The sequence below is a fragment of the Pseudomonas sp. S3_A09 genome (assembly GCF_054668065.1).
This window is the reverse complement of the sequence record NZ_CP162752.1, coordinates 4,089,593-4,112,215: the sequence shown is the minus strand read 5'-3', so window position 1 is coordinate 4,112,215 and position 22,623 is coordinate 4,089,593. Positions and strand designations below refer to the sequence as shown.

The 22,623-nt window shown below is 61.2% G+C and carries 21 protein-coding genes and 1 pseudogene; 12 read left to right on the top strand and 10 right to left on the bottom strand.

Annotation, left to right across the window (positions count from 1 at the left end; all coding sequences use genetic code 11):
- Positions 1 to 16 precede the first annotated feature (16 nt).
- The 5 genes and pseudogenes from AB4N92_RS19115 to AB4N92_RS19095 all read left to right on the top strand — a co-directional run bounded on the left by AB4N92_RS19115 (position 17) and on the right by AB4N92_RS19095 (position 6,403).
- Positions 17 to 888: pseudogene (locus AB4N92_RS19115) on the top strand (dihydrodipicolinate synthase family protein).
- Positions 889 to 1,088: 200 nt separating this feature from the next.
- Positions 1,089 to 1,628 (top strand): RNA polymerase sigma factor, encoded by a 540-nt coding sequence (locus AB4N92_RS19110; RefSeq protein WP_021492365.1) that lies wholly within the window; start codon positions 1,089 to 1,091, stop codon positions 1,626 to 1,628.
- Positions 1,625 to 2,596, top strand: a complete 972-nt coding sequence (locus AB4N92_RS19105; RefSeq protein ID WP_042570698.1) for a FecR family protein — start codon at positions 1,625 to 1,627, stop codon at positions 2,594 to 2,596. Before AB4N92_RS19110 ends, AB4N92_RS19105 begins: the two co-directional genes overlap by 4 nt.
- 128 nt (positions 2,597 to 2,724) lie before the next feature.
- The gene (locus AB4N92_RS19100; RefSeq protein WP_460127893.1) at positions 2,725 to 5,283 is read left to right on the top strand and encodes a TonB-dependent receptor; all 2,559 of its coding nucleotides are present in this window, start codon (positions 2,725 to 2,727) and stop codon (positions 5,281 to 5,283) included.
- Positions 5,284 to 5,503: 220 nt separating this feature from the next.
- Positions 5,504 to 6,403, top strand: coding sequence for a DMT family transporter (locus AB4N92_RS19095; protein ID WP_042570696.1), 900 nt, complete (start codon positions 5,504 to 5,506; stop codon positions 6,401 to 6,403).
- A 13-nt stretch (positions 6,404 to 6,416) separates the two neighbouring features.
- On the opposite strand, the gene AB4N92_RS19090 is transcribed toward AB4N92_RS19095, so the two are convergent.
- The 4 genes from AB4N92_RS19090 to AB4N92_RS19075 all read right to left on the bottom strand — a co-directional run bounded on the left by AB4N92_RS19090 (position 6,417) and on the right by AB4N92_RS19075 (position 9,769).
- The gene (locus tag AB4N92_RS19090; RefSeq protein WP_010212281.1) at positions 6,417 to 7,634 is read right to left on the bottom strand and encodes a class I SAM-dependent methyltransferase; all 1,218 of its coding nucleotides are present in this window, start codon (positions 7,632 to 7,634) and stop codon (positions 6,417 to 6,419) included.
- A 130-nt stretch (positions 7,635 to 7,764) separates the two neighbouring features.
- Positions 7,765 to 8,382, bottom strand: a complete 618-nt coding sequence (locus AB4N92_RS19085) for a TPM domain-containing protein (protein WP_010212282.1) — start codon at positions 8,380 to 8,382, stop codon at positions 7,765 to 7,767.
- 28 nt (positions 8,383 to 8,410) lie between these two features.
- A complete protein-coding gene (locus AB4N92_RS19080) occupies positions 8,411 to 9,139 on the bottom strand; it encodes a TPM domain-containing protein (protein WP_010212285.1) in 729 nt (242 codons plus the stop codon).
- A gap of 18 nt (positions 9,140 to 9,157) precedes the next feature.
- Entirely contained in the window at positions 9,158 to 9,769 is a 612-nt protein-coding gene (locus AB4N92_RS19075) for a LemA family protein (protein ID WP_010212287.1), read from the bottom strand.
- Between the two features lie 238 nt (positions 9,770 to 10,007).
- On the opposite strand from AB4N92_RS19075, the gene bglX reads away from it, so the two are divergent.
- A complete protein-coding gene (bglX, locus tag AB4N92_RS19070) occupies positions 10,008 to 12,299 on the top strand; it encodes a beta-glucosidase BglX (RefSeq protein ID WP_010212288.1) in 2,292 nt (763 codons plus the stop codon).
- A 130-nt stretch (positions 12,300 to 12,429) separates the two neighbouring features.
- Here the strand turns inward: bglX and AB4N92_RS19065 are convergent, their stop codons facing one another.
- Both AB4N92_RS19065 and AB4N92_RS19060 read right to left on the bottom strand, forming a co-directional pair.
- Positions 12,430 to 13,587, bottom strand: coding sequence for a phospholipase D-like domain-containing protein (locus AB4N92_RS19065; protein ID WP_021492369.1), 1,158 nt, complete (start codon positions 13,585 to 13,587; stop codon positions 12,430 to 12,432).
- A gap of 1 nt (position 13,588) precedes the next feature.
- On the bottom strand, positions 13,589 to 14,179 hold the full coding sequence (locus AB4N92_RS19060) for a YceI family protein (protein ID WP_010212292.1): 591 nt from the start codon (positions 14,177 to 14,179) through the stop codon (positions 13,589 to 13,591).
- Between the two features lie 290 nt (positions 14,180 to 14,469).
- Between AB4N92_RS19060 and AB4N92_RS19055 the strand changes: the two genes are divergently transcribed.
- Positions 14,470 to 14,760: a DUF3077 domain-containing protein gene (locus tag AB4N92_RS19055; protein WP_010212293.1), complete on the top strand. Its 291-nt coding sequence runs from the start codon at positions 14,470 to 14,472 to the stop codon at positions 14,758 to 14,760.
- 183 nt (positions 14,761 to 14,943) lie between these two features.
- Here the strand turns inward: AB4N92_RS19055 and AB4N92_RS19050 are convergent, their stop codons facing one another.
- Together AB4N92_RS19050 and AB4N92_RS19045 are read right to left on the bottom strand one after the other, a co-directional pair.
- Positions 14,944 to 15,258: a hypothetical protein gene (locus AB4N92_RS19050; RefSeq protein WP_010212295.1), complete on the bottom strand. Its 315-nt coding sequence runs from the start codon at positions 15,256 to 15,258 to the stop codon at positions 14,944 to 14,946.
- Positions 15,255 to 16,328: a serine hydrolase domain-containing protein gene (locus AB4N92_RS19045; RefSeq protein WP_047541419.1), complete on the bottom strand. Its 1,074-nt coding sequence runs from the start codon at positions 16,326 to 16,328 to the stop codon at positions 15,255 to 15,257. The genes AB4N92_RS19050 and AB4N92_RS19045 overlap by 4 nt, the downstream gene beginning before the upstream one ends.
- Positions 16,329 to 16,514: 186 nt before the next feature.
- On the opposite strand from AB4N92_RS19045, the gene olsB reads away from it, so the two are divergent.
- Together olsB and AB4N92_RS19035 are read left to right on the top strand one after the other, a co-directional pair.
- The gene (gene olsB, locus AB4N92_RS19040; RefSeq protein ID WP_003172415.1) at positions 16,515 to 17,270 is read left to right on the top strand and encodes an L-ornithine N(alpha)-acyltransferase; all 756 of its coding nucleotides are present in this window, start codon (positions 16,515 to 16,517) and stop codon (positions 17,268 to 17,270) included.
- The gene (locus tag AB4N92_RS19035; RefSeq protein WP_010212301.1) at positions 17,270 to 18,061 is read left to right on the top strand and encodes a lysophospholipid acyltransferase family protein; all 792 of its coding nucleotides are present in this window, start codon (positions 17,270 to 17,272) and stop codon (positions 18,059 to 18,061) included. The genes olsB and AB4N92_RS19035 overlap by 1 nt, the downstream gene beginning before the upstream one ends.
- Before the next feature lie 106 nt (positions 18,062 to 18,167).
- On the opposite strand, the gene AB4N92_RS19030 is transcribed toward AB4N92_RS19035, so the two are convergent.
- Entirely contained in the window at positions 18,168 to 18,752 is a 585-nt protein-coding gene (locus tag AB4N92_RS19030; protein ID WP_044286747.1) for an acyl carrier protein phosphodiesterase, read from the bottom strand.
- Positions 18,753 to 18,906: 154 nt separating this feature from the next.
- Here AB4N92_RS19030 and AB4N92_RS19025 point away from each other — a divergent pair, with 154 nt between their 5' ends.
- The 3 genes from AB4N92_RS19025 to AB4N92_RS19015 are packed head-to-tail and all read left to right on the top strand — an operon-like array spanning position 18,907 to position 21,498.
- Positions 18,907 to 19,233, top strand: a complete 327-nt coding sequence (locus tag AB4N92_RS19025; RefSeq protein ID WP_010212305.1) for an ArsR/SmtB family transcription factor — start codon at positions 18,907 to 18,909, stop codon at positions 19,231 to 19,233.
- 13 nt (positions 19,234 to 19,246) lie between these two features.
- Positions 19,247 to 20,413, top strand: a complete 1,167-nt coding sequence (locus AB4N92_RS19020) for an MFS transporter (RefSeq protein ID WP_010212307.1) — start codon at positions 19,247 to 19,249, stop codon at positions 20,411 to 20,413.
- A 29-nt stretch (positions 20,414 to 20,442) separates the two neighbouring features.
- Positions 20,443 to 21,498, top strand: a complete 1,056-nt coding sequence (locus tag AB4N92_RS19015; RefSeq protein WP_010212309.1) for an alkene reductase — start codon at positions 20,443 to 20,445, stop codon at positions 21,496 to 21,498.
- 257 nt (positions 21,499 to 21,755) lie between these two features.
- On the opposite strand, the gene AB4N92_RS19010 is transcribed toward AB4N92_RS19015, so the two are convergent.
- Positions 21,756 to 22,388 (bottom strand): TetR family transcriptional regulator, encoded by a 633-nt coding sequence (locus AB4N92_RS19010; RefSeq protein ID WP_010212311.1) that lies wholly within the window; start codon positions 22,386 to 22,388, stop codon positions 21,756 to 21,758.
- Positions 22,389 to 22,623: the final 235 nt, after the last annotated feature.

Below are 22,623 nucleotides of genomic sequence, written 5' to 3'. Positions count from 1 at the left end.
CGACCGGAGATTTTCCATGTCCAGCCCTAACATTCACGGCATCATCGGCTACACCATCACCCCGTTCAGCACCGACGGCCAACGCATTGACCTCAACACACTGGGTCGCTCCATCGACCGCCTGATCGAGGGGGTGTGCACGCCATTGCGCCACTGGGCAGCACCGGTGAAGGTGCGTACTTGAGCGACGCCGAGTGGGACGAAGTCAGCGCCTACAGCCTGGCAAAAATCGCCCGTCGCGTGCCGACCATCGTCAGCGTATCCGACCTCACCACCGCCAAAGCCGTACGCCGCGCCCGCTACGCCGAAGCCAATGGCGCCGATGTGGTGATGGTGCTGCCGACGTCTTACTGGAAACTCAGCGAAGCGGAAATCCTCGCCCACTACGCCGCGATCGGCGACAGCATCGGCGTACCGATCATGCTCTACAACAACCCGGCCACCAGTGGCACGGACATGTCGGTGGACCTGATCCTGCGCATCATCAAGCAGGTCCCCAACGTGACCATGGTCAAGGAGAGCACCGGGGATATCCAGCGCATGCACCACCTGCATCGCCAGAGCGACGTGCCGTTCTACAACGGCTGCAACCCCTTGGCGCTGGAAGCCTTCGCGGCGGGCGCCAAGGGTTGGTGCACGGCGGCGCCGAACCTGATCCCAGAGCTCAATCTGGCGTTATATGAGGCGGTATTGGCGAATGACCTGACCCAGGCGCGGGAAGTGTTTTACCGCCAGTTGCCGTTGCTGGACTTCATCCTCAAAGGTGGATTGCCAGCCACAATCAAAGCCGGGCTGCGGTTGACCGGATTGGAAGCCGGTGATCCTCGGTTGCCGGTGTTCCCGCTGGGTGAAGTGGGGATCGAACAACTGAAAACATTACTGCGCTAACCACGACTCCCTGTGGGAGCGGGCTTGCTCGCGAATGCAGTGCGCCAGTCAATGGATAAATCGACTGACACACCGCTTTCGCGAGCAAGCCCGCTCCCACATTTTTTACTGGGTACATCCGTAAAATAGAGACAAATGACAATGGTTCTCGATACCATTCGCGACTTTCTCCAAGTCGTGCTTCGTCAAGAAGGATATCCATGTCTCGTCCCAAGCCCGACCCGCTGTCGGCCGATGCCTTTCGCGGGTTCTATACAGATATTCTGTATTTCCTGCGCAAGCGCACAGACAACGCCAGCGACGCCGCGGACATGACCCAGGATGTCTTCACTCAGTGGCTGGACTACCGCGACCGCGCCAAGGTCGAGCAGCCACGGGCGTTTCTGTTCCAGATGGCGCGCAACCTGCTGCGTGATCACTGGCGCAAACAGAAGGTACGGCACACCGTCCACTCTGATCAGGCCGACATGGACGCCGAGCCTGCCACCGACGAGCAAAACGATCCCATGGCCGCCGTGCAACGCCTGCAACGCCTGGAACAGTTGAAAGAAGTCCTCGCCGAACTCTCGCCCCGCCGGCGAGAAGCCCTTATGCTGCACCGCTTCGAAGGCTTGAGCCAGGCGCAGATCGCCGAGCGCATGGGCATATCGACCAGCATGGTGGAAAAGCACATCGCTTTTGCCCTGCTGCATTGCAAGCGACGCCTTCAACACGAACCCGGCACGGAGCAGCCAGAATGAACCGCCTGAGCGACACCGACTTGCTGGACATCAAGGACAGTGACTCCATCGATGCCCAAGCCGCCAGCTGGTTTGCCCGCAACCGCAATAATGACGTGGGGCGTGCCGACCGCAAGGCCTTTGCCGCCTGGCAAGCCGAGCCCGCCCATGCCCGCGCCTATGCCGAATTCGAGCAACTGTGGTCAGACCTGGCCCAGCTGCAGCAACTGAACAAGCCCACGGCACTGCCCAAACGCAAACCGTCGGTGTGGCGCCCAGCCCTGGCCGTGGCGGCCGCGTTGTTGTGCGCGGTAATGGCCCCCCACCTCGGCGCGCCCCGTGAGCTGTATCACACCCAGGTCGCAGCCCACGCCAAAGGCATGCGCACGCTCAACCTGCCCGATGGCAGCAGCGTGTATGTAAATGCCAACACCCGCGTGCGCGTGGATTTCACCGCGCACCAGCGCATCGTGCACCTGGACAAGGGCCAGCTGTACCTCGAAGTGGCCGCCGACAAAGAACGGCCGCTGTTCGTGCAAGCGGGCGAGGCCAATATCCGCGTGGTCGGCACCGGCTTCGATGTGCGGCGCAGCCAACAGCAACTGGTGGTCAGCGTCGCCCATGGCCAGGTCGCGTTCGAGCCTGATGCAAAAATCCCGGTCACCCTGCTGGGCGCCCAGCAACGCGCGATCTTCAGTTACGCCAAGGGCACGGTACAGCAGCAAACGCTCACCGCCGGAGAGGTTGCCGACTGGCGCAGCGGTCACCTGTCGTTTCGCAACCGCGACCTCGCCAGCCTGATCGATGAGCTGAGCCTGTACCGCCCCCAGGCAACGTTGCAGGTCAGCAACGCCGTGGCGCACCTGAAGGTCTCGGGCAATCTGGATGTGAATGATCCCGACGCCCTGCTCAACGCCCTGCCTGCGCTGTTGCCGGTCAAAACCGTGACGTCGGCAGATGGCATCGTACGCATCGAACCGAGCAAATAACCCGACAGAATTCTTATTTGAGAATATTTTGCATTCGCGGGTGTGGATTTTTCCGCCAGCCCCGTCTTCCTCCGGTCTGAGTTCGATACGTACACCTTTTCGGCCATTTGGCCACACCGGGGGATTTCATGTTTCGCGCGCCTTGCCACGCTTCGCACCTGTTCTTTCGACCGACGCTCATCGCTAGCTGCCTGGTATTCAGCCTCAATGCACAGGCCGAGTCGCTCACGCTGCAACTGCCGGCGCAGCCGCTGGCGACATCCTTGAGCCAGGTGGCGCAGCAGGCGAAAATCCAGCTGTTGTTCGATGAAGAACTGCTCAAGAACGTGCAGGCGCCGGCACTCAACGGCAACTTCACGCCGGAAGTGGCAATTCGCACCCTGCTGAAAAACGGTGAGCTCACCTTCATCAAGGTCGGCAGCACCTACGTCGTGCGCCCCGATGAAGGCACCACCCCCCACAGCGGCGTGATCCAACTGGACGCTCTGAGCGTGATCGGCACAGGTACCGAGGTCAATTCCAGCACCGTCGGCCGCTCCACCCTGAGCCAGGAAGACATCGACCGTTACCAGTCCAATAACATCCCCAGCCTGCTGCAGACCCTGCCGGGCGTTAGCCAGGGCGGCTCGCTGAAACCTGGCGGCCAGACCATCAATATCCGCGGGTTCGGTGATGCCGAAGACGTACCGCTGACCGTCGATGGGGCCACCAAGAGCGGCTTTGAGCGCTATCAGCAAGGCACAGTCTTCATCGAGCCCGAGCTGATCAAAAGCATTGAGGTGGAGAAAGGCCCCAACTCCCCCTTCACCGGCAACGGCGGGTTTGGCGGTACGGTCAACATGACCACCAAGGATGCCCCCGACCTGCTCAAGGACGGTCGCAACAGTGGCGCGATGCTCAAATACGGTTACTCCAGCAACGACCATGAGCAGGTCTACAGCAGCGCCGTGTTCGGACGTACCGACGATGGTCGTTTCGACGCACTGGCCTACCTGACCCAACGCGACGGCGACGACATGAAGGTCGCCGCCAAACTGCCCAACGAAAACAATCAGTACCCAATCAACCCTCAGCGCCTGCCGAACTCCGCCCAGAATGTCGACGGCAAGCTGTTCAAGGTCAACGCCCACTTCACCGAAGAGCACGCCGTTGGCTTGTCCTACTCGCGGTCACACAGCAACCGCTGGACGCCGTTCTCAGCGGCCAGCTACCCGACGCCGCCCACCCAGGCCAACATTGACCGCTATGGCTACGAAGCAGCGCTGAAGCGTTTTCTGGCCCATCGCGACACGGTCGACACCACTTGGTCGGGCAAATACGAATACACACCCGTGGATAACCCGCTGGTGGACCTGACCGTCAAATACTCCCAGTCCAACACCGACCAGACCGACGAACGCGACGCCACGGCATTTTTTCAACTGGCCACCGGCGGGCGCAAAATGGACACCGCCTACACCGACAAAAACCTCGACGTGCGCAACGTCAGCTTGTTTGACACTGGCCCGTTGCAACATGCCGTCACCGTGGGCGGGCAGATCCGCAAGCACATCCGCGAGACCGAGATGTGGATGCCGGGTACCACCTACAACACCCCGCGCTACAACTACGGGCATTTCCAGCCGGGCTTCATGCCCCACGGCAAAGTCGATACCAACAGTTTCTTCGTGCAGGATGCGGTGACCCTGGGCGACGTCACCATCACGCCATCGATGCGCTACGACCACGTCCGCAACCGCGGCGAAGCCAACGATGCGCCGTACTACAGCAACCCCGATCCGTCCATTGGCCACGACTACAGCGACCGCACCTACACCGGCTGGTCGCCGCGCCTGGCAGTGTTCTGGACCGTCAACCCGAACCTCGGGCTGTTCGCCAACTGGAGCAAGACCTGGCGCGCGCCAGTGATCGACGAACAGTACGAAGTCCAAGGCCTGGGCAGCCGCACCGCCACCAGTGTCGACCTCGACCCGGAACGCATCACCTCGATCAGCGTGGGCAGCGTCAGCAGCTTCGACAACCTGATCGCCCACGACGACAACCTGCAACTGCGCACCACCTTCTTCCACAACAAAGTCGAAGACGAAATCTTCAAGGCTACAGGCGTCGGCTGCCAGAACCAGGCCATTAACGGCGGCAGCATCTCCACGGCTTGCCCGCCGGGCGCCCTGTCCAACTATCGCAACATCGGTGGCCTGACCATCAAGGGCTTCGAGCTCGAATCTTTCTACAATTCCACCTACCTGTTCGGCTCGGTGTCGTTCGCCTATGCCAAGGGTGATCATGAAGGCGCCTACACCAACCCCTGGGGTCCGGATGTGGCGGCACGGGATATCCCGCCGACCAAATGGGTGCTGGTGCTTGGCACCCATATTCCCGCCTGGGATGCCCAGGTCGGCTGGACCGGCCAGTTCATCGGCGCGACCTCCCGTTTGCCCAGCGACAACTATTCCGGCGGCCCGGGCAGCGGCGTGGGCGACCTGTTCTACGACCAGTACGGCAACAAGCGCTACAACACTCAGGGCCTGTTCGCCAAATGGAAACCACAACAGGCCTACCTGAAAGGCACTGAGGTGAACTTCACCGTGGACAACGTGTTCAACAACAACTTCCGCCCGGCCCTGAGTGGCGACCGCGCCTACACCAAAGGCCGCGACGCGAAGATCAGCGTCACGCGCTTCTTCTAAAACGGGCACGGCCGTTGTGGGAGCCGGGCGTGCCCGCGAGGGAGGCGACGCGTTTTTTGCGTAAAACTGCGGTGCGCCCATCGCAGCCTCGCGAACGCTCGACAGCTCCCACCCGACAGCAACTGTACGGATAAATCCGCACGCAGCTGTAGACCCTTGATCGGTGAGGGATGTGGCTAGATGGGCTTCCCTTGAAGCCCTCTAGATTCGGTTCTTCTCCATGAGCTCGCGCGAAAACACCGGCATGGCCCTCGGCCTGCTGGGCGTCATCATCTTCAGCCTGACCCTGCCCTTCACCCGCATCGTGGTGCAGGAAATCCATCCGTTACTCAACGGCCTGGGCCGTGCGTTGTTCGCGGCGATCCCGGCGGCGGCGCTGTTGCTGTGGCGTCGCGAACGCTGGCCGACCTGGCGTCAGGTGCGTGGGCTGTGCCTGGTGATCGCGGGCGTGATCCTGGGTTTCCCGGTGCTGTCAGCCTGGGCCATGCAGACCTTGCCGGCATCCCATGGCGCACTGGTCAACGGCCTGCAACCGCTGTGCGTGGCGCTGTACGCGGCGTGGCTGTCCCATGAACGACCGTCGAAAGCCTTTTGGGCCTGTGCGGCACTGGGCAGTGGGTTGGTATTGAGTTATGCGTTGATCACCGGCGCCGGCAGTATCCAGGCGGGTGATTTGCTGATGCTGGGCGCGATTGCCGTGGGTGGCCTGGGTTACGCAGAAGGCGGCCGACTGGCCAAGGAAATGGGCGGCTGGCAGGTGATCTGCTGGGCGCTGGTGCTGTCGACGCCCGTGCTGATCGGGCCGGTGTGGTACCTGGCGGCGCAGCATCAAGGCGCGATTTCCATGCGCGCCTGGTGGGCATTCGGCTACGTGTCGCTGTTTTCGCAATTCCTCGGGTTCTTCGCCTGGTACGCCGGGTTGGCCATGGGCGGGATTGCGCGAGTCAGCCAGATCCAGCTGTTGCAGATCTTCTTCACCATCGCGTTTTCGGCGCTGTTCTTTGGTGAACACATCGAGCCGATTACCTGGCTGTTTGCGTGTGGGGTGATCGTGACGGTGATGCTGGGGCGCAAGACGGCGGTGCAGCCTGCGCCAGCCCCCAAGGCTGCCACTCTTTAAATCGCATCGTGCTTCAGGCCAGGTAGCCATCCGCGCGCAGCAGGGTTTCCAGGCAGTGTTCGGTGATGTGGTAGAAGGCCTTCAGCTCCTGGATCTTCTCCAGCAACTGCGCGTTGTCCACAGGCTCGGCGCGTTTGACCGCAAGAATCATCTTGTTCTTGTTGGTGTGCTCCAGTGAGATGAACTCGAACACCTTGGTCTCATAACCACAGGCTTCGAGGAACAACGCACGCAAGCTGTCGGTGACCATTTCCGCCTGCTGGCCCAGATGCAGGCCGTATTGCAGCATCGGCTTGAGCAGCGCCGGGCTCTGGATCTGCAGGCGGATCTGCTTGTGGCAGCACGGCGAGCACATGATGATCGACGCGCCGGAACGGATGCCGGTGTGGATCGCGTAGTCCGTGGCAATGTCGCAGGCATGCAGGGCGATCATCACGTCCAGCTCGCTGGGCGCCACGCTGCGCACATCACCGCATTTGAACACCAGCCCCGGATGCTCCAGGCGGGCGGCGGCGGTGTTGCAGAGGGTCACCATGTCTTCGCGCAGCTCGACGCCGGTCACTTCGCCTTCGGCCTTGAGGGTGTTGCGCAGGTAGTCGTGAATGGCAAAGGTCAGGTAGCCCTTGCCCGAGCCGAAGTCGGCGACGCGCACCGGCTGGTCCAGCTTCAAGGGTGACGAGGTGAGCGCATGGCTGAACACTTCGATGAACTTGTTGATCTGCTTCCACTTGCGCGACATCGACGGGATCAGCGCCTGCTTGGCGTCGGTCACGCCCAGGTCGGCGAGAAAGGGTCGGCTCAGATCGAGGAATCGATTCTTCTCACGGTTATGTTCAGCCGACGGCGCTTCACGCAGTTGCTGCGGCTTGCTTTTGAACAGTGAGCTTTTGTTCTTTTTGCTGTATTCCAACTGGGCTTCGTCAGTCAGCGACAGCAGGTGCGCATTCTTGAACGAGGTTGGCAGCAACTCGGCAATCGCCGCCACACCTTCCGCCAGCAGGAAGTTCTTGGTGATGTCGCGGGTCTTGTAGCGGTAGACGAAGGACAGGCACGCCTGTTCCTTGACCGTGACCGGCTTGATGATCAGCCGCTGCAACTCGGCTTCCTCACCGACGTACTTGGCCAGCACCAGCTTGATAAAGGCGTTCTGCGCGAGGCTTGCGCTGAGCAGTTCGACGAACTGGGCATGATGATCCGGCGCAGGACGGGCAGGTTGAGCGGTGACAGACATGAACTAAAACGCCTCGGGCAGGGAATGCCGGGCATTTTAGGGGGGATAGCGGTTCAGGGCACGGGGTTATTTGACTAACGGTCAGTGTATTGCCGACACAAAACCCACATTTAGAACTGCACTGTCTGGATTACTCGAGTACGACCAATCGATTCGGCAGTTCGTTACGCGTCTGCGTCACCGGCACATGCACCTTCAACAACTCGCCACAGGCCTCGATGCAACTGATAAACCCAGCCAGTGTCTGCCCCTGTTTCACCTGCTGGGTAAACGCCTTGACGATCACATCCCAGCTGCTGTCATCCAGGCGTTTGGAAATGCCGTCATCCACCAGGATCTCCACGTACCGCTCTGCCTCGCTGACAAAGATCAGCACGCCGGTGCTGCCCAGCGTGTGGTGCAGGTTCTGCTCCAGGAACTGCCGCCGCGCCAGGTTGGACGCACGCCAGTGGCGCACCGAACGGGGGATCAACCGCGTGGTGACCTTGGGCAGGCGGAACACCAGGCACAACACGATGAATGTCGCCCATTGCGCCAGCAACAAGGTGTACATGGTCAGGTAACCCGACAGGTAATGCACCACACCGGGCACCACCAACGCGATCAGGCTGGCCCACAACAGTGGGATGTAGGCGTAGTCGTCGGCGCGGGCGGCCAACACGGTCACCAGTTCCGCGTCGGTGGTTTTCTCGACGCGGGCGATCGCTTCCGCGACTTGGCGCTGCTCGTGTTCAGTCAGTAATGCCATGGTTGTCGTTGCTCTCTCATTATTATCATCACCAGCCGCCTGAAGCCCCGCCGCCGCCAAAGCCGCCACCGCCGCCCCGGAAACCACCACCGCCGCCCCCGCCACCACCGCCACGGCCGCTGCTGCTGAGAATCGCCAGCAAGATAGCGCCCACCGGCAGCCCCATGCGATTGCACAGCCACAAAACGCCGATCAGCAGGATAAACAGGCCAATGGAAAACCCGGGATTATCCTTGGCAAAGTTGGCATCCGCCACATGCGCCGGCACGGCCAGCGGCTCGCCGCCCACCACCTGCACCATCGCCGAAACGCCGTCGCTGATGCCCTGGCTGTAATTACCGGCCTTGAACTTAGGCGCGATCACTTGGTTGATGATCACCCAGGACTGCGCATCGGTCAGCGTGCCTTCGAGGCCATAGCCGACTTCGATGCGCAATTTGCGCTCATCCCGGGCGACGATCAACAGCGCGCCGTTGTCCTTGCCCTTCTGGCCGATGCCCCATTGGCGGCCGAGTTGATAACCGTAATCCTCAATGGGTACGCCCTGCAGGTCTGGCACCGTGACCACCACGATCTGGTCGCCACGGGTTTGCTCCAGTGCCTGCAACTGCTGGGTAATCTGCTCGCGCACCGCCGGGTCGATCATCTGGGCGGTGTCCACCACCCGCCCGCTCAACGCCGGGAAGCTCAGCGCCGCCTGGGCCACGCCCACGCAGGCCAACAACCACAGCGCCAGGCCTATCCGTAATAAACGCATCGACACCTCAGTGCAGCCTTATTTGAACTTCACTTGCGGCGCTTTATCGGCATCGGCGCTGGTGGCTTCAAACGTGGCGCGGATCGGCAAGTCGCTGTACATCACGCTGTGCCACAGGCGGCCCGGGAAGGTGCGGATCTCGGTGTTGTAGGCCTGCACTGCCTGGATAAAGTCGCGGCGGGCCACGGCGATACGGTTTTCAGTGCCTTCAAGCTGGGATTGCAGGGCCAGGAAGTTCTGGTTGGCCTTCAGGTCCGGGTACCGCTCGGACACCACCATCAAGCGGCTGAGTGCACCGCTCAAGCCGTCCTGGGCCTGTTGGAACTGCTTGAGTTTTTCCGGATTGTCGAGGGTGCTCGCATCCACTTGGATCGAGGTGGCCTTGGCCCGTGCTTCAATCACGGCGGTGAGGGTGTCCTGCTCATGGGCAGCGTAGCCCTTGACCACTTCCACCAGGTTGGGGATCAGGTCGGCGCGGCGTTGGTATTGGTTTTGCACCTGACCCCAGGCGGCTTTGGCCTGTTCGTCCAGGGTCGGGATGTTATTGATGCCACAACCGCTCAGCACTGTGCTGATCAATAGCAGCGCCGCGGCTTTCAAGCCCCAGCGGTAACCTTGTGCTGCTTGCATGGTGTTTCTCCTGCCCAATCTTGATGGAATGTTACGACTAACCCTATACACCGCGCGCTTGGGGCATAATCCGCCACCACTGGAATGCATCGAACCAATCAGCTACAAAGATGCCCAGCGCGAAAAAGAGTTCAGAGTGTGCTGCATTTATCTGAACAACACCCGAACAACAATAGACGCTCCCCACATTTTGGCCGATCAGCGTAATTGCTGTGCAGTGAGCCGAAAAAGGATATTCATGAAGAAGCTGTGTTTGCTCGGCCTTGTTGCCACTCTGGCCACCCATCCCGTCTGGGCAGAAACAAAGCCTGCTGCGCTTAAGGACAAGGACGCCTTCGTCAGCGACCTGCTCAAGCAGATGACCCTGGATGAAAAGATCGGCCAATTGCGCCTGATCAGCATCGGCCCCGAGATGCCCCGTGAGCTGATCCGCAAGGAAATCGCCGCCGGTCGCATCGGCGGCACGTTCAACTCCATCACCCGCCCGGAAAACCGTCCGATGCAGGACGCGGCCATGCGCAGCCGCTTGAAGATCCCGATGTTCTTCGCCTACGACGTGATCCACGGCCACCGCACGATTTTCCCGATCAGCCTGGCGCTTGCCTCCAGCTGGGACATGGACGCCATCGGCCGCTCCGGGCGCATCGCCGCCCAGGAAGCCGCCGCCGACAGCCTCGACATCACCTTCGCGCCGATGGTCGACATCTCCCGCGACCCACGCTGGGGTCGTACGTCCGAGGGCTTCGGTGAAGACACCTACCTGGTCTCGCGCATTGCCGAAGTGATGGTCAAGGCGTTCCAGGGCGTGAGCCCCGCGAATGCCGACAGCATCATGGCCAGCGTCAAGCACTTCGCCCTGTACGGCGCGGTGGAAGGCGGCCGCGATTACAACGTGGTCGACATGAGCCCGGTCAAGATGTACCAGGACTACCTGCCGCCGTACCACGCGGCGATCAAGGCCGGTTCCGGCGGCGTGATGGTGGCGCTGAACTCGATCAACGGCGTACCCGCCACCGCCAACACCTGGCTGATGAACGACCTGCTGCGCAAGGACTGGGGCTTCAAGGGCCTGGCCGTGAGCGACCATGGCGCGATCTTCGAACTGATCAAGCACGGCGTGGCCAAGGATGGGCGCGAAGCCGCCAAGCTGGCAATCAAGGCCGGCATCGACATGAGCATGAACGACTCGCTGTACGGCAAGGAATTGCCGGGGCTGCTCAAGTCCGGCGAGATCGAACAGAGCGACATTGATAACGCCGTTCGCGAAGTGCTCGGCGCCAAGTACGACATGGGCCTGTTCAAGGACCCCTACCTGCGTATCGGCAAAGCCGAGGACGACCCGGCCGACACCTACGCCGAAAGCCGCCTGCACCGCGCAGAAGCCCGCGACATCGCGCGCCGCAGCCTGGTGCTGCTGAAAAACCAGAACAACACCCTGCCACTGAAAAAATCCGCGACCATCGCCCTGGTCGGCCCGCTGGCCAAGGCGCCGATCGACATGATGGGCAGTTGGGCCGCTGCCGGCAAACCGGAACAATCGGTCACCCTGCTCGACGGCCTCAACGCGGTGATTGGCGAAAAAGGCAAGATCATCTATGCCCGTGGCGCCAACATCACCCAGGATAAGGCCGTGGTCGACTACCTGAACTTCCTCAACTTCGATGCCCCTGAAGTGGTGGATGACACCCGCCCTGCCCAGGTGATGATCGACGAAGCGGTCAAGGCCGCCAAGGAGGCCGATGTGGTGGTCGCCGCCGTGGGTGAGTCCCGTGGCATGTCCCACGAATCCTCGAGCCGCACCGACCTGAACATCCCGCAGAGCCAGCGCGACCTGATCAAGGCCCTGAAGGCTACCGGCAAGCCGCTGGTGTTGGTGCTGATGAACGGCCGTCCACTGTCGATCCTCGAAGAGAACCAACAGGCCGACGCGATCCTGGAAACCTGGTTCGCCGGCACCGAAGGCGGCAACGCGATTGCCGACGTGCTGTTTGGTGACTACAACCCGTCAGGCAAGCTGCCGATCACCTTCCCACGCTCGGTGGGGCAGATTCCCACCTACTACAACCACCTGACCATCGGCCGGCCGTTCACCCCAGGCAAGCCGGGCAACTACACCTCGCAGTACTTCGATGACACCACCGGGCCGCTGTTCCCATTCGGATATGGCTTGAGCTACACCACGTTCAGCCTGTCGGACATGGCGCTGTCGTCCACCACGCTGAACAAGACCGGCAAGCTCGATGCCAGTGTCACCGTGAAAAACACCGGCAAGGTGGATGGGGAAACCGTCGTCCAGCTGTACATCCAAGACGTGGCCGGCTCGATGATCCGCCCGATCAAGGAGCTGAAGAACTTCCAGAAGGTCATGCTCAAGGCGGGTGAAGAGCGCACGCTGCACTTCACCATCACCGAGGAGGACTTGAAGTTCTACAATACCCAGCTCAAGTTCGCGGCAGAGCCGGGTGAGTTCAATGTGCAGATCGGGTTGGATTCCCAGGATGTGCAGCAGCAGACCTTCGAACTGCTCTAACGCCTGATGCGGTCAGAACATGTGGGAGCGGGCGTGCTCGCGAATGCGGTGGATCAGTCACTGTTTTTAGTAACTGACACGCAGCCTTCGCGAGCACGCCTGCTCCCACATTTCGATCGAGGTGACCTGATTAGCCGCGTCGGTCAAGCAAGTTGACCACCAACCGATCAATCCAGCCCCACACCCGCTGCTTCACCCGTCGCCACAACGGCCGCGACTTCCACGCCTCCAGGCTGACCGCCTGGCTCTGGGTAAAATCCCGTTCGAAACTGCCCGCCACGGCCTCGGTCAATGCCGGGTCCAGCGCTTCCAGGTTGGCTTCCAGGTTGAAGCGCAAATTCCAGTGATCAAAATTGCACGAGCCGATGCTTACCCAATCGTCCACCAGCACCATTTTCAAGTGCAGGAAGCACGGCTGGTATTCAAAGATCTGCACGCCCGAACGCAGCAAGCGCGGGTAATAACGGTGGCCCGCGTAACGCACGGACGGGTGATCGGTGCGCGGGCCGGTGAGCAACAAACGCACGTCGACGCCGCGCCCGGCGGCACGGCGCAAGGCACGGCGCACGCTCCAGGTCGGCAGGAAGTACGGTGTGGCCAGCCAGATACGCTGCTGGCTGCTGTTCAAGGCGCGGATCAGCGATTGCAGGATATCGCGGTGCTGGCGGGCATCGGCATAGGCCACCCGACCCAGGCCGGGGCCCGTCGCCGGCACCTTGGGCAACCGCGGCAAACCGAAATGGGTGGCGGGTTTCCACTCCCGACGAGCTGCATTGGCATGCCATTGGCGATCGAACAGCGCCTGCCAGTCCAAAACCAGCGGCCCGCTGATCTGCACCATGACTTCATGCCAGTCGGCGCTGTCGTTGCCTGGCGTCCAGAATTCATCGGTCACCCCGGTGCCGCCGACAAAGGCCATGTCCTGGTCGATCAACAGCAGTTTGCGATGATCGCGGTACAGGTTGCGCATCCAGCGGCGCCAATTCAGGCGGTTGTAGAAACGCAGCTCCACACCCGCGTCCGTCAAGCGTTTGCGCAACCCGAGGGTAAACGCCAGGCTGCCGTAATCATCGAACAGGCAGCGCACCCGCACGCCGCGTTCAGCGGCGAGGACCAGTGCCTGCACCATCGCTTCGGCGCAGGCACCGGCTTCCACCAGGTACAACTCCAGCTCGACCTGCCGCTCGGCGCGGGCAATGCCCACCAGCATCTGCGGAAAAAAATTCGGCCCATCGATCAGCAATTCGAAACGGTTGGCGCTGCGCCATGGGAACACCGCGCCGCTCATGTCAGCGCGCCGTGAAAATCAGCACCGCACCCACCGGCACCGACAGACTGATCGACTTGAGCCCCGCCGCCTTGCGCAACGCTGCCACGCCCGGCGCCAGGTCGAAGTCCTCGGCATGCACCACCAGCGGTTCCAGGGTCACCACCTGGAAACGCCGGTCATCCAGGCGCGTCGCCAGCAGCTCGGCGCTGTAGGTCTGGGTCTTGCCGTGCAGGGTCACGGACAACGGCAGGCGCAATTCCAATTGCGCACCAGGGGCCAAATCGTTGATCGGTTGCAGGTTGATCTGCGCGTTGATCAGCGCGTCTGGAAACGTCTTGATCTCGAACAACTGATTGCGCATGCGCTCGTCGCGCAGCGGAACGCCGCTGTTGACCGACTCCAGTTCCACCTCCAGTTGCGCGGCGCCCTTGCTGTCGACTTTGCCGTGCAACACCAGGAAGCGCTGCACTTCGGCGATTTCGGTGTTCTTGGTGGTGACGAACGACAGGCGCGAGGACTCGTTATCCAGATACCAGTCGGCATGGGCAGGCACAGCGGCGGCGGCCAAGAGGGCGAAGGCCAGGGGTTTGATCACAGAAGCGTTGAACATTGAAAACTCGCGGGGCGAAAAACCTGAACGAACCTTAACCGTCCATTGGAGCGGAAGCAAAGTCTGTGATGAGCGGGCGTGGAATCCCGGGAAAGAACACGCTACAGCGCCGTCAAACAATTAGTCGGCGCTTTTTTGTGCCTGCTGTTTGTGCTTTATGGCGACTGTACGTGGGAGGCCTTGTGCCTGCCGAGTTGCTTCTTCTCGGATTCCAACCTGCGTACAGCTGCCCCCCCCACGCTTGGAATCGTGACTGGCAGCTCTTTTTGGTTGTACCAAAGGAGCAAGCTATGCCGTACGAAATACCCTCAGCCGAAACTATCGGCGCCGCGACCTTTGCAGATTGCGGAGAAAACAAAAGCCATTTGAAAGTGTTCCGTGTCAACGCAGGGGTTCCGCTGCTGGAAGCCCTTGAACACGCCTCGCACGTGCTTTATTACGCAAAAATGCTCTCGCTTGAGGCCGCCATGGACCCCAAGGCGGAGAAGTTCGCTTTCGCCTCGCACTATTTGGGTGAAATGGGCAAAGCGATCATTGATGATCTGCTGTTGGCTATGCAACCTGGCAGCCCAGCCACGTAGTAAGTCGTTCGCGCCCGATGCAGTGCATCGGGCGCCTACCAGTGCTTCTCTCATTTCCAATGATTAGTGCAAATCCCCTGTGGGAGCTGGCTTGCCTGCGATAGCGGCAGGTCAGTCAACATCACTATCGCCTGTGCCGCCATCATCGCAGGCAAGCCAGCTCCCACATGGGGTCGCGGTGTGTCAGGGGTTCAAGCGGCAGCCCTGCCGATCCCCCAACCACCGTGCACTGTGCGTACGCCCCAAACCGCTGGCCGTGACTTCACTGCGCTCGGGGTTATCGGTAAAGGCACTGGTGGGCACGTACTGCTTCACATACCCCCGGCAATACTCCGCCGGGTTGTTCGCCACATACCGACACGAGCAATACTCCTTGGCCGTATACGCCGCGATGATGTCGGGGAAAGCTTGCAGGTTGACGCGCTCGTGCCAGATCCACCCCAGCAGGGCGAGCAACAGCAGCAGAAACAGGCTGGTAAACGGACGACGACGGATCATGGCTGCACCGCCGCAAGCACGCGTTTAAGCAGTTCGTTGTGGCGATAGCTGCCGTCGCGGTCATCGCCGTAGCGTACGATCACTAGATGTTCTTCAGGCATCACAAACAGCGCCTGACCCCAATGGCCGAGGGCCGCAAAGGTGTCGGCGGGCGCGTCTGGCCAGGGCCGTGGCGCACCTTGGTTAAGCCACCAGTGACCGCCGGGAACGGCTTCGTCCTGGCCGGCTTTGTAGTTATCGAACGGCTGACGGTTGAAGGCAACCCAGTCTCTGGGCAGCAACTGGTGTTCCCCCCAACGGCCGTCCCGTGCCATCAACAGGCCGACACGCGCCAGGTCGCGAGCCGTGAGGTAGGCGTAAGAGGAAGCGACGAAGGTTTCATCGGCGTCGGTTTCCCAGGTGGCATTGCGGATCCCCAATGGCTTGAACAACGCATCCCACGGGTAACTCATATACGCCTTATGCCCGAGCATGCCTTTGAGGGTGGCGGACAGGATGTTGGTGTCACCGCTGGAGTACCGGAACACCTGGCCCGGTGCAGTGGCGGCCTCGGTATCGGCGGCAAAGTCAGCCATGTCGCCGCGGCCACGGGTGTAAAGCATCGCCACCACCGAAGATTTCAGTGGCGCGTATTCATAGTCTTCCTGCCAGTCGAGGCCCGAGGCCCAGTGCAGCAAGTCGGCCATGGTCACAGTCGGGTGCTGCTTCATCGACGGGTAAAAACGCGCGGCGGGGTCGGTCAATTTGAAGCGGTTTTCGCCGTAGGCCACGCCCAGCACGGTCGCCATCAGGCTTTTGCTGACGGACCAGGTGAGGTGCGGAGTGCTGGCGGTGGTGGGCGTGGCGTAGCGTTCGTAGATGACCTGGCCGTCGCGGATCACCAACAATGCGTCAGTGCGGATGCCTTGGCGGGTGGCGTCGTCTCGCGCCGGAAAAGCGTAAGCATCCAGAGCATCAACTGCGGGACCCGAGAGCGGTGTACCCTTGGCCCATTCCTTATCGGGCCAGGTTTCGGCGTAAGCGGCAACGGTGACGAACAACAGGGCAACGCACAACAGGCCTCTGACCATGGACGCAAACTCAAGGGGGCATTCAAGCCCGCGAGCCTAGCCGAGGGTGATGACAGATTTGCGACATGGAGGGCTGTCATCCAAGCGTCACCATAACTTCATGGAGATGACACCGGGCCTCCATAGCCTGACTTTGGACAACAAAGTCGACCGGCCGAAATCGTGGCCGGCACTCGGAGACTCGCCATGACTCAGATCGCCCGCATCAGCGACACCGGCAATGAACGCCGCCTGCAAGCCGAACGCCTGGTTGGCGCGCAGGCGTTGCAGGAAGCCCAGGCCCTGCGGTTCAACGTGTTCAGCGGCGAATTCAACGCCAAGCTGAAAGGCGCGGAACTGGGCCTGGACATGGATGACTATGATGTTCACTGCAGCCACATCGGCGTGCGGGACTTGAACAGCGGTCGACTGGTGGCCACCACTCGCTTGCTGGACCACCAGGCTGCCAGCACCTTGGGTCGGTTCTACAGCGAAGAAGAATTCAGCCTGCATGGCTTGCTCCACCTGCAAGGCCCGATCCTGGAAATCGGCCGCACTTGCGTCGATCCGGCCTACCGCAACGGTGGCACCATTGCCGTGTTGTGGGGCGAGTTGGCCGAAGTGCTCAACCAGGGTGGCTACAGCTACTTGATGGGCTGCGCGAGCATCCCGATGCACGACGGCGGCATCCAGGCTCACGCGATCATGCAGCGCCTGCGCGAACGCTACCTGTGCAATGAACACCTGCGCGCCGAACCGAAAAAACCCCTGCCGGCGCTGGACCTGCCGTCCAACGTGATCGCCGAAATGCCGCCACTGCTCAAGGCTTACATGCGCCTGGGGGCGAAGATCTGCGGCGAGCCGTGCTGGGATGAAGATTTCCAGGTGGCCGACGTGTTTATCCTGCTCAAGCGCGATGAGCTATGCCCGCGCTATGCACGCCACTTCAAGGCGGCCATGTGATGAGCCGCCTGCGCGTGTACGGGCGCATTGCCCGCGTACTGCTAGTGGTGGCACTGGGCTTGAGCATGGCCAGTGTATTCGGCGTGTTCGAACGGTTGGGCGTGGCCAACTCGATGGTGCGCCGCCAGCGCTGGTCGCGGTTCTTCATGGCGCGGCTGACCAACGCCCTGCCCTTTCGCGTGACGGTGCACGGTGAGTTGCCGCAAACGCCGATGCTGTGGGTGAGCAATCACGTGTCCTGGACCGACATTCCCCTGCTGGGCATGGTGACGCCGATGTCGTTCCTGTCCAAGGCCGAAGTGCGTACCTGGCCGGTGGCAGGCTGGCTGGCGGCCAAAGCCGGCAGCTTGTTTATCCGCCGGGGTTCGGGCGATAGCCAGTTGATCCGCAAGCAGATGACCCGTCACCTGGAGCAACAACACCCGCTGCTGATGTTCCCCGAAGGCACCACCACCGACGGGCGCAGCCTGCGCACTTTCCACGGGCGTTTGCTGGCCAGTGCGATCGATGCGGATGTATGCCTGCAACCGGTGGCGATCCGTTATCTGCGTGAGGGGCAAGTGGACCCGCTGGCGCCTTTTATTGGCGATGATGATTTGTTGTCGCACCTGATGCGCTTATTTGCCAACGACCAGGGCGATGTGGAAATCCATGTGCTCAAGCCAATTGCCTGTGCCGGGCAGGAACGCGCGGCGCTGGCGTATCAGGCGCAGCAGGCGGTGCAAAAGGCGTTGTTTGGGCCCTTGCCCGAGGCAGAACAGATCGCGGCTCGACCGGCATTCGCGGCATAAAGCGGGCATGGTCAACGTGTGGGAGCTGACTTGCCTGCGATAGCGGTGGGTCAGCAACACATGTATCAACTGGCAGACTGCAATCGCAGGCAAGCCAGCTCCCACCTTAAATCGATGGCGTCAGTCGGGAGTGTGCAAAGGCCTGCAGCTCGGGATAGAGCAACCGGAAGTCTTCACTCAGCGGCTCATACAACTCGCGCAATTCCTGCATGGCATGCCCCAGTTCCTCGGGCTGTGTCAGGCGCCGGGCGATCCCGCGCAACACCTGCTCCATCACCGCAAACTCGCGGTAGGAGCCCAGCCAGTCATCCGCCGCCATATACGGTGCAATCTGCGCCAGCCGCCCCGGCAACTGCGGCTCGGCCGCCAGCACGCGGTAAACCTGCGACGTGAAATGCTCAAGGGGCTGGTCGGCATACAAGGTCCAGTCCCGCGCCAGGCAGTGATCGAAAAACACATCGAGGACGATCCCGGCATAGCGCCTACGGGTAAGGCTGAAGCGCGACAGCGCCTCCCCCACCAGCGGGTGGCTGTCGGTGAAGCGGTCGATGGAACGATGCAGCTGGATCGCCGATTCAATTTGCGGGCTGAACTGGCCCTGCAGGCGGCCTTTGACGAAGTCGCCATACAGGCTGCCCAGCAGTTGCGCAGGAAGTTGGCCGCCCAGGTGCAGATGTGCGAGATAATTCATGGCGCGCAGTCTATCACTGCCCTCAACGTATCGTTATAACCCGATATACCGATTAAGCCTAGGCTCAGACCAAAATCATATTGGTCTATCGGGATAGACCGATATAAAGTTCGCCTCATCGCGATATAACGCTGTACAAAACCGAGCATCTGCCATGTCCATCGACCTCGACGAAATAATAAAAGCCCTGGCACACCCAGTACGACGAGACATCCTCACCTGGCTGAAAGACCCCAAAGTGCAGTTCCCCGAACAATTGCACAACCACGAATACGGCATCTGCGCCGGGCAGATCGACCAACGCTGCGGCTTGTCCCAGTCGACCGTGTCAGCCCACCTGGCCACCCTCCAACGCGCCGGGTTGATCAGCAGCCAGAAGGCCGGCCAGTGGCACTTTTTCAAACGCAACGAGGACACCATCCAGGCGTTCCTCGCGGCGCTCACCACCGAACTCAGCGCGGACGACAACGCCGCGTTGTAACAAGGAAACGATAATGCCCCTCTCGCTACTCATACTGGCCCTCAGTGCCTTCGCCATCGGCACCACCGAGTTCGTCATCATGGGCTTGCTGCCCGATGTGGCAGCGGACCTGGGTGTGTCAATTCCCGGCGCCGGCTGGCTGGTGACCGGCTACGCCCTGGGCGTGGCCATCGGCGCGCCCTTCATGGCGCTGGCCACCGCCAAGCTGCCTCGCAAGGCGGCCCTGGTAGCGTTGATGGGTATCTTCATTATCGGCAACCTGCTCTGCGCCCTGGCCAGTGACTACAACGTGCTGATGTTTGCCCGTGTCGTCACCGCGCTGTGCCACGGTGCGTTCTTTGGTATTGGTTCGGTGGTCGCCGCCAACCTGGTGCCCGCCAACAAGCGAGCTTCGGCCGTGGCCCTGATGTTCACCGGCCTGACCCTGGCCAACGTGCTCGGCGTACCGCTGGGTACCGCACTCGGCCAGGAAGCCGGCTGGCGCTCGACCTTCTGGGCAGTGACGGTGATTGGTGTGGTGGCGTTGATCGGCCTGATCCGCTTCCTGCCCGCCAAGCGTGATGAAGAGAAACTCGACATGCGCGCCGAACTGGCCGCCCTCAAGGGCGCCGGCATCTGGCTGTCGCTGAGCATGACCGCGCTGTTTGCCGCGTCCATGTTCACCCTCTTCACCTACGTAGCGCCGCTGCTCGGCGATGTCACCGGCGTGTCGCCCAAGGGCGTGACCTGGACCCTGCTGCTGATCGGCCTGGGTCTCACCGTGGGCAACATCATCGGCGGCAAATTGGCGGACAAACGCCTGGCGGCCACCTTGATCGGCGTGTTCATCAGCATGGCGGTGGTCTCCACGGCTCTGACCTGGACCAGCGTCGCCGTGATCCCGACCGAAATCACCCTGTTCCTGTGGGCCACCGCGTCGTTCGCCGCCGTGCCGGCGTTGCAGATCAACGTGGTGACCTTCGGCAAGGCCGCACCGAACCTGGTGTCCACCTTGAACATCGGCGCTTTCAACATCGGCAATGCCCTCGGCGCCTGGGTGGGCGGCAGTGTGATTGCCCACGGTTTCGGCCTGACCCGCGTGCCCTTGGCCGCAGCGGTCCTGGCGATCCTCGCGCTGTTGGTGACCCTGATTACTTTCCGCCAGACCGGCGATGCCGACCTGGCCCCTGCGACCCACTGATCCACTTCAAAGACAAAGGTGCTTTCCCCATGACGACTATTTTCGATCCGATCAAACTGGGCGACCTGGAACTGTCGAACCGCATCATCATGGCGCCGCTGACCCGCTGCCGTGCCGACGCCGGTCGTGTGCCCAACGCGCTGATGGCCGAGTACTACGTGCAACGCGCCTCCGCCGGGCTGATCCTCAGCGAAGCCACGTCCGTGACGCCGTTGGGCGTAGGCTACCCGGACACACCGGGCATCTGGTCCAACGATCAGGTGCGCGGCTGGGCCAACGTCACCAAGGCGGTTCATGGCGCGGGCGGCAAGATCTTCCTGCAACTGTGGCACGTGGGCCGTATTTCCCATGAGTCGTACCTGAACGGCGAAACCCCGGTGGCCCCGAGCGCAATCCAGCCTAAAGGCCACGTCAGCCTGGTGCGCCCATTGGCCGACTACCCGACCCCCCGCGCCTTGGAAACCGCTGAAATCGCCGACATCGTCGACGCCTACCGCACCGGTGCCGAGAACGCCAAGGCCGCCGGTTTCGACGGCGTGGAAATCCACGGCGCCAACGGATACCTGCTCGACCAGTTCCTGCAGAGCAGCACCAATAAGCGCACTGACCAGTACGGCGGCTCCCTGGAAAACCGCGCTCGCCTGTTGCTGGAAGTCACCGATGCAGCCATCGAAGTCTGGGGCGCTGGCCGTGTGGGTGTGCACCTGGCACCGCGGGCCGACGCCCACGACATGGGCGACGACAACCTGGCGGAAACCTTCACCTACGTCGCCAGCGAACTGGGCAAGCGTGGCATTGCGTTCATCTGCTCCCGTGAGAAAGAAGCCGGCGACAGCCTCGGCCCACAACTCAAGAAAGCCTTCGGCGGCGTGTACATCGCCAACGAACGCTTCACCAAGGACAGCGCCAACACCTGGCTGGCTTCGGGCAAAGCGGATGCGGTGGCCTTCGGTGTGCCGTTTATTGCCAACCCGGACTTGCCAGCACGCTTGAAGGCAGATGCGCCGCTGAACGAAGCGCATCCGGAAACCTTCTATGGCAAAGGCCCAGTCGGCTACATCGACTACCCGACCCTGGCGCTGTGAGGTAAAAAGCTGAAATGAAAAAAGCCCCGGTTCGCAGGAACCGGGGCTTTTTTACGCCTATCTTGTCGAGTACGCGGGACCTGAGAGCAATACTCCTTCACAACCGTGCAACAAAATCGCTACAAAATACTTAGGCGGCTACCTATCAACCGCTGGACAGCCCGTATATAAAGTCACCCCACTAATCAGGCGGAAGGACGATTGACTGTCCTTGGGCTTTACTGTTGACACAACCTGATGCAATTACGCATTTTGTCTTAATTGCGCAGACTGGGGCTCCAACGCAGCATGTCCAGCCCCGCATCCACCCAGCGTTCGGCTTCCTGATGTAACTGGAAGCTGTCGGGAACCAGCAGCCACTGGCCGATCAGCCCGTTGATGTAGGCATGGATGCACACCGCGCCACGGGTGGTATCAAGATTTTCCGGAAGTTGCCCGCGGTGGACCGCGTTACGCAAGGTCAGGCCGATGCGCAGGTTGCATTCGAGGCTATGGGTCTGACGTTGGCGACGCATGTCGCACATTTCATCGGTGAATTCGCACTTATGAAACAAGATCTCGTTGATGCGCCGGGTTTTCGGGTCCAGGGCCACTTGATGAAACAAATGAATCAACAGTTTGCGCATGCAGCCCAGCGGGTCGAGTTCGTCCTCGCTTTCACTGGCCCTGGCCAACTCGTCCAGCGGCTCATGCAGCGTGTCGAGCAGCGCCTGCAGCAAATCGGATTTATTACTGAAATGCCAGTAGATGGCACCCCGCGTCACGCCGGCCAGCGCGGCGATGTCCGCCAGCGTGGTCCGCGCGACGCCGCGTTCATAGAACGCTTGCTCGGCGGCTTGAAGAATCTGGCTGCGCGTTTCCTGAGCTTCCTCTTTGGTGCGACGAACCATGGCAGTACAACCTCAATCAGGACACTTGGGACTATCGTTAACGCAGAATTAACCGCCAGTACCGATAATCCGAATATTTGTGGGACGACACCGTCATGGGTGCCGAACGTAATGGAATCGAGGCTTTGGGCGTTGCTTTGTCAACACTCCGCGCAGCCTGTCAAGAGTTTACAAACAACCATGAACGTAAGTATATTGCGTAGCAAGCTACTTATCTACTCAGTGTTTGTTTTTT

Coding starts and splice junctions, on each gene's coding strand:
- AB4N92_RS19025 (WP_010212305.1), top strand. CDS start 18,907: ATGTCCATCGACCTCGACGAAATAATAAAAGCCCTGGCACACCCAGTA.
- AB4N92_RS19100 (WP_460127893.1), top strand. CDS start 2,725: ATGTTTCGCGCGCCTTGCCACGCTTCGCACCTGTTCTTTCGACCGACG.
- AB4N92_RS19015 (WP_010212309.1), top strand. CDS start 20,443: ATGACGACTATTTTCGATCCGATCAAACTGGGCGACCTGGAACTGTCG.
- AB4N92_RS19110 (WP_021492365.1), top strand. CDS start 1,089: ATGTCTCGTCCCAAGCCCGACCCGCTGTCGGCCGATGCCTTTCGCGGG.
- AB4N92_RS19085 (WP_010212282.1), bottom strand. CDS start 8,382: ATGGCATTACTGACTGAACACGAGCAGCGCCAAGTCGCGGAAGCGATC.
- bglX (WP_010212288.1), top strand. CDS start 10,008: ATGAAGAAGCTGTGTTTGCTCGGCCTTGTTGCCACTCTGGCCACCCAT.
- AB4N92_RS19020 (WP_010212307.1), top strand. CDS start 19,247: ATGCCCCTCTCGCTACTCATACTGGCCCTCAGTGCCTTCGCCATCGGC.
- AB4N92_RS19050 (WP_010212295.1), bottom strand. CDS start 15,258: ATGATCCGTCGTCGTCCGTTTACCAGCCTGTTTCTGCTGCTGTTGCTC.
- AB4N92_RS19045 (WP_047541419.1), bottom strand. CDS start 16,328: ATGGTCAGAGGCCTGTTGTGCGTTGCCCTGTTGTTCGTCACCGTTGCC.
- AB4N92_RS19095 (WP_042570696.1), top strand. CDS start 5,504: ATGAGCTCGCGCGAAAACACCGGCATGGCCCTCGGCCTGCTGGGCGTC.
- AB4N92_RS19010 (WP_010212311.1), bottom strand. CDS start 22,388: ATGGTTCGTCGCACCAAAGAGGAAGCTCAGGAAACGCGCAGCCAGATT.
- olsB (WP_003172415.1), top strand. CDS start 16,515: ATGACTCAGATCGCCCGCATCAGCGACACCGGCAATGAACGCCGCCTG.
- AB4N92_RS19060 (WP_010212292.1), bottom strand. CDS start 14,179: ATGTTCAACGCTTCTGTGATCAAACCCCTGGCCTTCGCCCTCTTGGCC.
- AB4N92_RS19075 (WP_010212287.1), bottom strand. CDS start 9,769: ATGCAAGCAGCACAAGGTTACCGCTGGGGCTTGAAAGCCGCGGCGCTG.
- AB4N92_RS19055 (WP_010212293.1), top strand. CDS start 14,470: ATGCCGTACGAAATACCCTCAGCCGAAACTATCGGCGCCGCGACCTTT.
- AB4N92_RS19030 (WP_044286747.1), bottom strand. CDS start 18,752: ATGAATTATCTCGCACATCTGCACCTGGGCGGCCAACTTCCTGCGCAA.
- AB4N92_RS19105 (WP_042570698.1), top strand. CDS start 1,625: ATGAACCGCCTGAGCGACACCGACTTGCTGGACATCAAGGACAGTGAC.
- AB4N92_RS19035 (WP_010212301.1), top strand. CDS start 17,270: ATGAGCCGCCTGCGCGTGTACGGGCGCATTGCCCGCGTACTGCTAGTG.
- AB4N92_RS19080 (WP_010212285.1), bottom strand. CDS start 9,139: ATGCGTTTATTACGGATAGGCCTGGCGCTGTGGTTGTTGGCCTGCGTG.
- AB4N92_RS19065 (WP_021492369.1), bottom strand. CDS start 13,587: ATGAGCGGCGCGGTGTTCCCATGGCGCAGCGCCAACCGTTTCGAATTG.
- AB4N92_RS19090 (WP_010212281.1), bottom strand. CDS start 7,634: ATGTCTGTCACCGCTCAACCTGCCCGTCCTGCGCCGGATCATCATGCC.